This window comes from Streptomyces sp. Root1304 (assembly GCF_001426405.1).
GTDB lineage: Bacteria > Actinomycetota > Actinomycetes > Streptomycetales > Streptomycetaceae > Streptomyces.
On sequence record NZ_LMEP01000012.1, the window covers coordinates 188,853 to 200,723 of the forward strand.

Here is an 11,871-nt window from a genome sequence, read left to right on the forward strand (position 1 = left end):
GCGGAAAGATAACGGGTACGGACCAACGCCCCTGAGGAATCAGGGGCGTTGGCGTGCCCCCACCCCTTCCACGGAATTCCACGGAGGACTCCGACATGCCGATCACCGGCATCTCCCGCCGCACCGTGCTCGCCGCCGCCGGTGCCACCGCCGCCGTCGCCGCGACCGGCCTGGCCACCGCGCCCGCCGCCCACGCGGCCGCCTCGCCCACGCTCCCGAACGGCACCAGCCAGGACAAGGTGCTCGTCGTCGGCATGGACGGCCTGCGGTACGACCGGATCGACGCCGCCAAGGCCCCGAACCTCAAGTCCCTGATGGCGAACGGCACCTACGGCCGCTCCCTGCTCTACGCGAGCCCGATGGCCGCGACCTCCTCCGGCCCCGGCTGGTCCACCATCTCCACCGGCGTCTGGCCCGACAAGCACGGCGTCAAGGACAACACCTTCACCGGCCGCGACTACGGCCGGTACCCCGGCTTCCTCGCCCGCCTGAACCAGGTCCGCCCGGCGCTCTCCCTCTTCGCCGCCGTCGACTGGCCCGAGCTCGACACCTTCGGCACGGTCACCCCCGGCGCCGACGCCAAGCTCGTCTACGACAACGACTACGCCGTCAACGACCTCACGATCACCGAGATCACCGAGGACGTCCTCCGCAACCAGAACCCCGACGTCCTCTTCGTCTACTTCGGCGAGACCGACGAGATCGGCCACGGTTACGGCGCCGCCAGCCCCAAGTACACCGACGCCATCGACGTCCAGGACGGCTACCTCGGCCGGCTGCTCGCCGCGATCCAGGCCCGCCCCACCTACGCCTCCGAGCGCTGGACCGTCCTCGTCGCCACCGACCACGGCCACACCGACGCCGGCGGCCACGGCGGCTCCTCCATCGAGGAGCGCCGCACCTTCGTCCTCGCCCAGGGCCCCGGCATCGCCGCCGGCGCCCGCCCCATCGACACCCGGCTCGTCGACGTCGCCGCCACCGTCTTCCACCAGCTCGGCATCACCCCCGACCCGGCGTGGGGCCTCGACGGCAAGCCGATCCAGGAGCGCTCCACCGACGCCTTCGACAGCCTCCACGGCTCGCTCGGCGGCCGCGTCGACGAGACCGGCATCCCCGCCGGGATCCTCGGCTTCACCCACACCGCGCCCAGCGGCTGGTCCGTCATCAACAACGCCATGGGCACCGGCGGCATGACCGAGTGGCGCGGCTGGTCCTTCGCCACCGACGAGTTCTGGTCCCGCGCCCAGCGCGACCAGTCCCGCGAGCTGAACGTCCGCGCCCGGGGCGTGTTCGCCGTCGCCGACTCCGACGAATGGGCCGACAAGAGCTTCTCCGGTACGTACGACTCGACCCTGGTCACCCCCGCGTACGGCGTCTCCGGGGCGAGCCGGGTCACCCTGGACTTCATCACCTTCTACCGCCAGGAGGGCGGCCAGACCGGCCAGGTCCAGGCGGTCTTCAACGGCGGCACCCCGACCGTGGTGAAGAACTACACCGCCGACGTCGTCTCGCAGCCCCAGTCGCTCTCCGTCCCGGTCCCCGCCGGGGCCACCAGCGTGAGCTTCCGCTTCCGCTACACCGGTGCCAACAACTGGTACTGGACGATCGACGGGGTCAAGATCACCGCATCCTGATTAGGCTGGGGGCGTCGCCACAGCGCTGTCGCGGCGCCCCCAGCACACCGCACGCCCGTACGGCAGGAGTCCCGCACCCATGGCAGAGCGCAAGCCGATCGAATCCTGGCTCACCGACATGGACGGCGTCCTCATCCACGAGGGCGTGCCGATCCCCGGCGCCGACGCGTTCATCAAGAAGCTGCGGGAGACCGGGAAGCCCTTCCTGGTCCTCACCAACAACTCGATCTACACGGCCCGCGACCTGCACGCCCGGCTCGCCCGGATGGGCCTCGAAGTCCCCGTCGAGAACATCTGGACCTCGGCCCTCGCCACCGCCAAGTTCCTCGACGACCAGCGCCCCGGCGGCACCGCGTACGTCATCGGCGAGGCCGGCCTCACCACCGCGCTGCACGACATCGGCTACGTCCTCACCGACCACGACCCGGACTACGTGGTGCTCGGCGAGACCCGTACGTACTCCTTCGAGGCGATGACCAAGGCCGTCCGGCTCATCAACGCCGGCGCCCGCTTCATCTGCACCAACCCCGACGAGACCGGCCCCTCCCTCGAAGGCCCGCTCCCGGCCACCGGCTCCGTCGCCGCGCTCATCACCAAGGCCACCGGCAAGGACCCGTACTTCGCGGGCAAGCCGAACCCGCTGATGATGCGCACCGGCCTCAACGCCATCGGCGCCCACTCCGAGTCCAGCGCCATGATCGGCGACCGGATGGACACCGACATCCTGGCCGGTCTGGAGGCCGGGATGCAGACCTTCCTGGTGCTGACCGGCCTGACGACCCAGGCGGAGATCGACCGCTTCCCGTTCCGCCCGTCGAAGATCGTCCCGTCGATCGCGGACCTCGTCGACCGCGTCTAGGGCACTTTCGCCGGCCCCTGCGGATGCGAAATGTGCCGATCCGGGTGAACCTGCCAGTACCAGGAGGTCACGATGCGTTCAGGTTCCATTGCTCTCCGTGCCGCAGGGGCGGCCTTGGTACTCGTACTGGCACCCACGGCCGGTAGCGCGTACGCCCACGACGGGGTGAAGGTCACCGTCACCCCGTCCACCGCCTCGCCCGGAGCCGACATCGACGTCCGCGTCCAGGGCTGCAAGGGCACGACCGGTGCCGCGAGGTCCCAGGCGTTCGTCGCCGACGCGGAGCTCACCGGCCGGGACGGCGGCGGCGCCCCGCTGTTCGGCGACACCACGATCAAGTCCGGTCTCGAGAACGGCACGTACAAGGTCGGCGTGACCTGCGACGGCCACGACCACCCGGACGTCGGCACCGTGGAGGTCCGGCACCAGCGGCCGACCCACAAGCCGACCCATGAGCCGACCCACCACCCGAGCCCGGTCGCCCCGGTCCGCGCGGGCGGCGGCGGCACCGCCGCGTTCGCCGCCCCGGCGGCTCCCGGCGTCGCCCAGACCGCCACCGAGAGCGGCCTCGGCACCCCGTACACCCTGCTCGGCCTCGGCATGGCCGCCGTCGCCGCCGTCGCGGTCGCCTTCCGCAGCTCCCGCCGCCGCGCCACCGGGTCCGGTACGGGCTCGGGCACCGGCGCGGAGTGACGGTGTCGTCCGGAACCCGCCCGGCGGGCACCGGGCGATTCGTCACCGGCGTCGCCTGGGCGGTCCTGCTGCTCGGGCTCTGGCTCTGGGGCCGCGAGGCCACCGAGGGCCTCGGGGGCAGCTCCGCGCCGACCACCGGCGACATCGCCGCGGTCGGCCGCCCGCTGGGCGTGGAGCTGCCACCCGCCCACGACCCGATCGCGGGCGCCGAGCCCCGGCGGGTGGAGGTCCCCTCCCTCGGGATCAGCGCGCCCGTCGTGGCGCGCGGCCTGGACGACACGGGCGCGATCGACCCGCCGCCCTTCGAGATGCCGCACACGGTGGGCTGGTTCGGTTCCGGGACCCGTCCGGGCGCGGCCGGGGCGGCCCTGCTCGTCGGCCATGTCGACACGGACACCCGCCCGGCGGTCTTCTACGGCCTGAGCGCGGCCCGCCCCGGCGCGAAGGTCCGGGTCACCCGGACGGACGGTTCGGTCGCCGAGTTCACGGTGGACGACGTCCAGGTCCACCCCAGGGACCACTTCGACCCGAGCAAGGTCTACGGCGCCCGGGACCCGCGCCGCTCGGAACTCCGCCTGATCACCTGCGGCGGCACCTTCGACCGCGCCTCGAACACGTACACGGCGAACGTGGTGGTCTCGGCGTACCTGACGAGCACGGAAGCCCCCTGAGGCCCACCGCGCTGTGGACCTTCGTCCCGCGGGGCGGGGCGGGTAGGCCCAACGGGACACCGCCCCCGCGTTGTGGGCATTCGTCCCGCTGGGGCGGGACGGGTGGGCACAACGGGACACCGCCCCTGCCGGGCCGAGGCTCCTACCGCCTGAACGCCCACCCGAAGCGCACCGCACGGACCGGACCGCACCCGGCGGAGCCCACCGCACGGACCGGGCCACGGTCGGCGGAGCCACACCCCGCCGACCGGGCCGGTCCTCGACCGCGTGGCTCACGGGCGCGGGAGGGTCCCGGTGCCGCCGCGGGAGGTCGGGTTGCGGCCACTGTAGAGGCCCCGCCTCGCCCGGCCCAGAGGTCTGCCGTGCCACGATGACCCCGACCGCTCCGTACGTGTCCGAGGGGCCCTGAACTGTCCGCACGTCCGTCCGCGTGCCGAGCCGGGTTCACCCTCCCGGCCGCCGCGTTCCTGCTTCTCCTCGCCGCTCTCCGCGGCTGTACGTCCCCGGCCCCGCGCCCCGCCGCCCCGGGCCCCGGAGGCCCGGACGCCACCCCTGATCCCACCCCTGCCGTCCCCTACTGGGTGAACCCCGACGGCAAGGCCGCCCGCGCCGTCGCCGAGCACCTCGCCGCCGGCCGCACCGCCGAGGCCGAGTTGCTGCGGCGGATCTCCTCCCGGCCGCAGGCCCAGTGGATCGGCCCCGACCGGCCCGAGGAGGAGACCCGGGCGTTGACGGAGGCCGCCGCAGCCGGCCGCCACCGTCTACCTGGACGCCGGCAACGTCGGCTGGGGCCGGCCGGCCGAGCTGGGAGGCCCGCTCCGGGAGGCGGGGATCGCGGACGCGGACGGCTTCGCGGTCAACGTGTCGAACTTCCGGACCACCGAGGAGAGCGCCGCCTACGGCCGACAGCTCTCGGCGCTGGTCGGGGGCAAACCGTTCGTGATCGACACGAGCCGCAACGGAAACGGCCCCTGGGTCGAGGGCGCCCCGGGCGACAGCTGGTGCAACCCGCCGGGCCGGGCGCTCGGCGAGCCGCCGACCGGCGGACCGGGGACCCGCTGGTCGCGGCGTACATCTGGATCAAGCGGCCCGGCGAGTCGGACGACCTGTGCAGGGGCGGCCCGAAGGCGGGGGAGTGGTTCGACGTGTACGCACAGGAACTCGCCCGCAACGCACGGTAGTTCCATCGGGGAAAGGCCGGAACTCGACGGAGAACGAACAAGACCCCCTCACCATCGGTGAGGGGGTCTTGACTCTGCGTGCGCCGCCAGGGACTCGAACCCCGGACCCGCTGATTAAGAGTCAGCTGCTCTAACCAACTGAGCTAGCGGCGCCTGCTGACAGAGATAACTCTACCTGACGTGCGGGTGTGCTCCTGACCAATACCGGTCACCACCGGCCTGTCGGATGGTCGTATCAGGCCTTCGATCCGTCAAAATGCGATTTGTCCAGACAGTTGAGACACTGACGCCCGAAACCAAGGGTCAAAAGATCTTGACGAGTGTGGAGGGGAATCGCATGAGCGTGCCGGTCTTCGAGGAGTTCGAACCCGCGGCCGACTGCGGCTGCCCGGGGTGCGCCCGGCAGCGGCGTGACCTCGCGCTTGGCCTGCCGGTCCGGGCGGGCGGCCACCCCGCGGCGCACGGCGCCCGCCGGGCCCTGGTCCTGGTGACGGCGGCGGGCGTGGTGCTCGGCGGGGGAGGGGCCGGGGCGGTGGCGGCCATGCCCCCGCCGGCGGGTCCGTTCACCCCGGCGGACCTGACCGAGGGGACGCCCCGGGCCGCCGAGCCGGCGGCCGACACCCCGCAGGGCGGCCGGGAGCCGCTGCACGGAGCGCCCGGCTCGGGGCCCTCCCCGATCGCGGCCCCGACGACCAGTCAGATCTCGACCGGGACCCTGCGGCAGACGACCCGGGCCGACATCATCAACCGCGCCAAGCTGTGGGTGGCCGCCCAGGTCCCGTACTCCATGAACGCGTACTGGTCCGACGGCTACCGCCAGGACTGCTCCGGCTACATCTCGATGGCCTGGAACCTCCGCAGCAACGAGTGGACCGGCAGCCTCGACCGCTTCGCCGAGCGGATCGACCGCACCGAGCTCCAGCCCGGCGACATCCTGCTCTTCCACAATCCGGCCAACCCGACGCGCGGCTCGCACGTGACGATCTTCGGCGGCTGGACCGACTACACCCACACCTCGTACGTCGCGTACGAGCAGACCAAGCCGCGCACCCGCAAGCAGGCGACGCCGATGGCGTACTGGGAGAACTCCAGCCGGTACGTGGCCTACCGCTACAAGGGCGTGGTCAGCGGCGGCAGCACCGGCGGCGGCGCGACGCCCACGGCGACCCCGTACCCCGGGACGGCCATGTTCGGTCCGGGCGCCGACAACGCCTACGTCACCCAGCTCGGCAAGCTCCTCGTCGACCGCGGCGCCAAGAAGTACTACAGCGCGGGGCCCGGCCCGAAGTGGGGCGAGGCGGACCGGCGCGCGACCCAGGCGTTCCAGCTGGCGCAGGGCTGGAAGGGCAAGGAGGCGGACGGTCTGCCCGGCCCCCAGACATGGCGGCTCCTCGTGACCGGCGGGGGCAAGTCAATCGGCGGTTCGGGTGGTTCGAGCGGCCCGAGCACGCATGCGACGGACTTTCCCGGGCGTGGCTCCTTCCGTCCGGGCCAATCCAACGCATATGTGGAGAAGCTGGGCAAACAACTGGTGAAGCGGGGCTTCGGCAAGCACTACCTGTCGGGACCCGGTCCGCGCTGGACGGAGGCGGACCGCCGCAACGTCGAGGCGTTCCAGCGGGCACAGGGCTGGCGCGGCGCAGCGGCCGACGGCTACCCGGGCCCGGAGACCTGGCGGCGCTTGTTCCGATGACCCCGAGAGCATGAGGTGGACCCGAATGACGGCATCGACCCCGAACCCCGCGGACTCCGGCGCGGCGGCCTCACGTGACGCGGCGCGCACGGCGAGACGCCTGACGGACGGCACCCTCCCGAGAACGTCCCCCGCACAGGGGTCACCCCCGGACACCCCGCCGAACCCCTCGCGGGCGGCGTCGGCGGGGGAGGCCGCGGGCACGCCGGAGGGGGAGACCGCGGCGGCCGTACAGGACGGCGCGTCGCCGGTACGCGACGGCGCGGCGGGAGCGCGGGCCGACGCTCCGGCGGCACGGGAGGGCGGCGCGTCGGCGGCGGGGAAGGGAGCCTCGGCGGTACGGGAGGGCGGTGCGGTCGTACGTGACGACGCCTCGGTCGTAAGGGAGGGGGCGGCGTCGCCGGTACGGGACGGCGGCGCGGTCGTACGGGACGGCGGCGCGGTCGTACGCGACGGCGCCCCGGCTGTACGTGACGGCATGGCGGCGTCCGCGTCGGCGGCGGCGGTCCCCGTGCCGGCCCGGGACTCGGCTGGGGCCCGGCCCTCGGCGTCGATCCCGGCCTCGGCTTCGATGTCGGCTTCGGTCTCGGCTGCGGCACCGGCTTCTGCGCCGGTGTCCGCTCCGGGGCGTGAGCCGGCACCGGCGCCCGTGGCGGCGACGACGGCGGCGCCCGCTCCGGCGTCGACGCGCGGCGACGTCCCGCCGCCGGGGCCGGCCGCGGGGACGGCCACCACTCCGGCACCCGCATCCGCACTGTCACCCGCACCCGCCGCCGCATCACGGCCCCCCGTCGCCCCTGCGGCGTCGGCCGCGTCCGTACCCGCCTCCGGGGGAGCCCCCGCGTTGCCGGTGCGTCCGGTCGGGGCCCTGCCCCGTACCGTGCCGCACTCGTCCGCCGCCCCGGGCGGGGAGCCCTCGGCCGCCCCCGCCCCGGAGCCGCCCGAGGCCACCGGTCCCGCCGGGCGCGGCGCCCCCGCGGCGCCCGACTTCGCGCGGATCGCGGGCGCCGGGGTCGGCGCGGTCGCCGTACCCGTCGCCGCCGTCGTGCGCGTGGCGCGGCGCAAGAACGTGATCGGGGCCGAGACCACCGGCTCCATCCCGGTGCACCTGCTCTTCCGGGACGAGCCGGAGGGTGCCGCGCCCTTCGCGGTGGGCGAGGACGACGGGGGGCCCGACACCGTCTCCATGGCCCCGCCCGTCGCTCCGGCCACGGCGCGCAAGGCCGGCGGCCCCGCCATCCCCGCCCCGTCGAAGGTCCAGGGCCAGGCCGAGCCCGCGGCCGGCACGAAGGCCGAACCGGCCAAGGGCCTCGCGCCCGATGCCGCCCGCAGGGCCACCGCCGCGCCGCACCCCAAGGCCCAGGCGGCCGACACGCAGTCCAAGCCGCACCCCAAGGTCCGGCCCCAGTCACAGCCCCACCCCCAGACCGAGCCGCAGCACAAGCAGCAGCCCAAGCCCCAGCCCAAGCCCCAGCCCCAGCCTCATCCCGAACAGCAGCCCCAGCCCCCGGCCCGGCCCCGCGGCGGCCCGGCCCGGTCCAAGACCCCCGCCCCCCTCTCCCGCCCCGCCCCCACCGCCGACCCCGGGCTCGTCGAGCGGCCGGGGCCGGTGCTGCCGGGGTGGGTCGGTGTGGCCGGCGGCGCCCTCGCGCTCGCCTGGTGCGCGGGCGTCGTGTGGTGGACCGGCGCCGTCCCGGAGGAGGCGGCGCGGATGCTGCGGCTTCCGGTGCGCCCGTACCACGGCATCCACCTCGGCCAGTGGGCCCTGCTCGCGCTCGGCGTCGTGCTCGCCACGTTCGCGCTCGGCGGCCTCGGCCGGGGCCGGGTCGGCTACGCGTGGGTGCTGACCCTGTTCGGCGACTACCGGGGCACGGTCCGCCGGACCGGTCTGGTCTGGGTCAGCCCGCTGCTGCTGCGCCGCCGGGTCGACGTACGGCTCCGGCACTGGCGCAGCGAGCCGCTGCCGGCGGTCGACGCGAAGGGGACCGCGCTGGACGTCGTCGTGCTCGTGGTGTGGCGGGTGCGGGACACCGTCCGGGCGGCGCTCGGGGTCGACGGCCACGAGGAGTACCTGCGGGAGCAGGTGGAGGCGGCGATGGCCCGGGTGCTCTCGCAGCTCCCGGCGGACGCGTTCCACGAGGACGCGCCGACGCTCCGGGACGCGGAGGCGGTCGGCGAGGCACTGACGCGGATGCTGTCGGCGGAGTGCGTCCCGGTCGGGGTGGACGTGTTCTCGGCGCAGCCGACGCGGATCGAGTACGCGCCGGAGGTGGCGGCGGCGATGCGGCGGCGACGGATCGCGGCGATCGACGCGAAGCACCGGGACAGCGTGCTGACCTCGGTGGTGGACGCGGTGGACGACGTGGTCCACCGGCTGACCAGTCGTGGTCTGGTGGAGCTCGACGACTACGAGCGCAAGGCGCTGGTCAAGGACCTGACGGTGGCGTTCTACACGGGCAGGACGGGTCCCGTGGAGGGTGCGTGAGGGGATGGACAGCTTCAACTTCCGTCCATACCTTGGTACTTGGTCCAGACCAAAAAGAAGCATCCGTACGCGTGCGGCACGACCCGACAGAACTCCCCCACGTTCTCCTGGAGCGACAGCATGCGCAAGAAATCAGTCGGGGCGGCGGTGGTGGCGCTCGGCGTCGCCGGCGCCACCCTCCTCGCCACCGGCAGCGCCGGCAGCCACGGCTACACCGACGCGCCGATCAGCCGCCAGAAGCTCTGCGCCAACGGCACCGTGACCAACTGCGGCCCCATCCAGTGGGAGCCGCAGTCGGTCGAGGGCCCCAAGGGCTTCCCCGCCTCCGGTCCCGCCGACGGAAAGATCTGCTCGGCGGGCCTCACCCAGTTCGCCCAGCTCGACGACCCCCGGGGTGGCGCCTGGCCCGCGACGCAGCTCACGGCGGGGCAGAGCTACAGCTTCCGCTGGCAGTTCACGGCCCGGCACGCCACCACCAACTTCAGGTACTACATCACCAGGAACGGCTGGGACCCCAGCCAGAAGCTGACCCGGGCCGCACTCGACCCCCAGCCCTTCCTGACCGTCCCCTACAACAACCAGCAGCCGCCGGCGACCCTCTCGCACTCCGGGACGATCCCGGCGGGCAAGACCGGCCGTCATGTGATCCTGGCGGTGTGGACGATCGCGGACACCGCGAACGCCTTCTACGCCTGCTCGGACGTGAAGTTCTGACGGAAGGCCCGGAGGGCGGGCGCCGGGCGGCCGTCCGAAGGGCCTGATCCGACCGTTCAGTTCTGACGTACTGTCAGTTACAGTCCGGCCCATGAGGGGTGCGGACACCGTCGCGGAACTCGTACGACGCCAGTGGGGCGACCACCGGACCGGGCTGAGGGACGAGCACCACACCCTCACCCACCACCAGGTCGCCGCGGGCGCCGCCGCGCGGGCCGCACTGCTCGTGGACCTGATGCCACCCCTGCCGGGGGGCGAGCCGCACCTCGGCATCCTGCTCGACAACACGCCGGAGTACCCGCTCTGGCTCAGCGCGGCGGCCCTCGCGGGGGCCGCCGTCGCCGGGATCAACCCCACCCGGCGCGGCGCCGAACTCGTCCGGGACATCCGGCACACCGAGTGCCGGGTCCTGGTCACCCAGCGCGCCCACCTGCCGCTCCTCGACGGCCTGCCGCTGCCGGGCCTGCGCATCCTGGTCACCGACACCGACGCGTACCGGGAGCTGCTCGCCCCCTACGGGAACGCCCGGCCGGGCGACGCCACCCTCGGCCCCGTACGCCCCGACAGCCGCTTCCTGCTCTCCTTCACCTCCGGCTCCACGGGGGCGCCCAAGGCGGCCCTGTGCAGCCAGGGGCGCCTGGCGGCCGCCGGTGCCTCGCTCGTCTCCCACTTCGGGATCGGCCGGGACGACGTCCACTACATCTGCATGCCGATGTTCCACGGCAACGCGGTGATCGCGGACTGGGCGCCCGCGCTCGCCGCCGGGGCGGGGGTGGCGCTGCGGTCCCGCTTCTCCGCCTCCCGTTTCCTCCCGGACGTACGCCGCTACGGCGCCACCTACTTCACCTACGTGGGCCGGGCCGTGCAGTACCTGCTGGCCACCCCGCCGGCGCCGGACGACCGCACGCACCCGCTCCGCCTGGGCTTCGGCACGGAGGCGGGGGCGGTGGACGCGGCCCGGTTCCGCGAGCGCTTCGGGGTGCCGCTCGTCGAGGGGTACGGCTCCTCCGAGGGCGGCGCGGCGATCCAGCGGACCCCCGACACCCCCACGGGGGCGATCGGGCGGGCCGCGCCGCGGGACGACCTGGCCGTGATCGACGCCGAGTCGGGCGAGGAATGCCCGCCGGCCCGCTTCTCGCCCACCGGCCGGCTCCTCAACGCGGCCGAGGCGGTCGGCGAACTCGTCAACCGGAGCCGGTCGCCCTTCGAGGGCTACTGGCGCAACCCGGAGGCGGAGGCGGCCCGGCTGCGGGACGGCTGGTACTGGACGGGCGACCTCTTCTACCGGGACGCCGACGGATACCTCTACTTCGCGGGCCGGACGGACGACCGGCTGCGGGTCGACAGCGAGAACCTGGCGGCGGCGATGATCGAGCACATCCTCGCCCGCTGGGACCGGGCGGCGGGCGTCGCGGTCTACGCGATACCCGACCCGGTGGCGGGGGACCAGGTGATGGCGGCGCTCGCCCTGCGGGAGGGCGAGGCCTTCGACCCGCCGGCCTTCGCGGCCTTCCTCGCGGCCCAGGCGGACCTGGGTACGAAGATGCCGCCGCGCTTCGTCCGCGTGATGCGGGAACTGCCCCTCACGGCCACGAACAAGATCCACCGGGTGGCCCTCCGCCGGGCGGCCTTCCTCTGCGAGGACCCCGTCTGGTGGCGCCCCGAGCCGGACGCCCCCTACGAGCCCCTGACCCCGGAGGCGACGGCCGCCCTGAGGGCGGAGTACACCCGGCACGACCGCTCCCCGACGGGCGAACACCACGCGTAGCCCCGTCCCCGCGAGACGGCGGCCCACGGCTGCGGCTGACGGCCGTCCGATGCTCCGTGGTTCACCGCGCCCGGCGGCGCGCTCGACGAGGACCCCTCGCGCCCGCCCCGGGGCGGCCCCGCGCCCGCCGTCGGGGGTAGCCCCAGCCCCACCCCCGTACCCCCTCCAGCCCC

General features: G+C 74.2%; 8 protein-coding genes, 1 tRNA gene and 1 pseudogene. 9 read left to right on the forward strand and 1 reads right to left on the reverse strand.

The genetic code is table 11. The features are described 5' to 3' along the window. The first annotated feature begins 95 nt into the window (after nucleotides 1-95). From ASD33_RS13790 to ASD33_RS34130, 5 genes and pseudogenes are all read left to right on the forward strand, one after another. Complete coding sequence (locus ASD33_RS13790) at nucleotides 96-1,634, forward strand: alkaline phosphatase family protein (protein ID WP_056558435.1); 1,539 nt, start codon at nucleotides 96-98, stop codon at nucleotides 1,632-1,634. Between the two features lie 79 nt (nucleotides 1,635-1,713). Next, a complete protein-coding gene (locus tag ASD33_RS13795; RefSeq protein WP_056558438.1) occupies nucleotides 1,714-2,493 on the forward strand; it encodes an HAD-IIA family hydrolase in 780 nt (259 codons plus the stop codon). Nucleotides 2,494-2,607: 114 nt separating this feature from the next. Then, entirely contained in the window at nucleotides 2,608-3,186 is a 579-nt protein-coding gene (locus ASD33_RS13800) for a hypothetical protein (protein ID WP_242426977.1), read from the forward strand. A gap of 2 nt (nucleotides 3,187-3,188) precedes the next feature. Continuing rightward, nucleotides 3,189-3,857, forward strand: coding sequence for a class F sortase (locus tag ASD33_RS13805; protein WP_056558443.1), 669 nt, complete (start codon nucleotides 3,189-3,191; stop codon nucleotides 3,855-3,857). Between the two features lie 410 nt (nucleotides 3,858-4,267). Next, nucleotides 4,268-5,038: pseudogene (locus ASD33_RS34130) on the forward strand (glycoside hydrolase family 6 protein). Nucleotides 5,039-5,117: 79 nt separating this feature from the next. Here ASD33_RS34130 and ASD33_RS13815 read toward each other — a convergent pair. Next, a tRNA-Lys gene (locus tag ASD33_RS13815) sits at nucleotides 5,118-5,191 on the reverse strand. Nucleotides 5,192-5,375: 184 nt separating this feature from the next. On the opposite strand from ASD33_RS13815, the gene ASD33_RS13820 reads away from it, so the two are divergent. The 4 genes from ASD33_RS13820 (at nucleotide 5,376) to ASD33_RS13835 (ending at nucleotide 11,698) form a co-directional block, all read left to right on the forward strand. Then, nucleotides 5,376-6,731 (forward strand): peptidoglycan-binding protein, encoded by a 1,356-nt coding sequence (locus ASD33_RS13820; RefSeq protein WP_056558449.1) that lies wholly within the window; start codon nucleotides 5,376-5,378, stop codon nucleotides 6,729-6,731. An 850-nt stretch (nucleotides 6,732-7,581) separates the two neighbouring features. Continuing rightward, nucleotides 7,582-9,216 carry an SPFH domain-containing protein gene (locus ASD33_RS35770; protein ID WP_242427033.1) on the forward strand — a complete coding sequence of 545 codons (1,635 nt, stop codon included), beginning with the start codon at nucleotides 7,582-7,584 and terminating at the stop codon, nucleotides 9,214-9,216. Between the two features lie 120 nt (nucleotides 9,217-9,336). Further along, a complete protein-coding gene (locus tag ASD33_RS13830; RefSeq protein WP_056558452.1) occupies nucleotides 9,337-9,930 on the forward strand; it encodes a lytic polysaccharide monooxygenase in 594 nt (197 codons plus the stop codon). Between the two features lie 91 nt (nucleotides 9,931-10,021). Continuing rightward, a complete protein-coding gene (locus ASD33_RS13835) occupies nucleotides 10,022-11,698 on the forward strand; it encodes an AMP-binding protein (RefSeq protein WP_056558454.1) in 1,677 nt (558 codons plus the stop codon). Nucleotides 11,699-11,871: the final 173 nt, after the last annotated feature.

Bases quoted from the DNA above. Each gene is read 5' to 3' on its own strand.
- ASD33_RS13795 (WP_056558438.1), top strand. From the start codon at position 1,714: ATGGCAGAGCGCAAGCCGATCGAATCCTGGCTCACCGACATGGACGGC.
- ASD33_RS13820 (WP_056558449.1), top strand. From the start codon at position 5,376: ATGAGCGTGCCGGTCTTCGAGGAGTTCGAACCCGCGGCCGACTGCGGC.
- ASD33_RS13835 (WP_056558454.1), top strand. From the start codon at position 10,022: ATGAGGGGTGCGGACACCGTCGCGGAACTCGTACGACGCCAGTGGGGC.
- ASD33_RS13790 (WP_056558435.1), top strand. From the start codon at position 96: ATGCCGATCACCGGCATCTCCCGCCGCACCGTGCTCGCCGCCGCCGGT.
- ASD33_RS13830 (WP_056558452.1), top strand. From the start codon at position 9,337: ATGCGCAAGAAATCAGTCGGGGCGGCGGTGGTGGCGCTCGGCGTCGCC.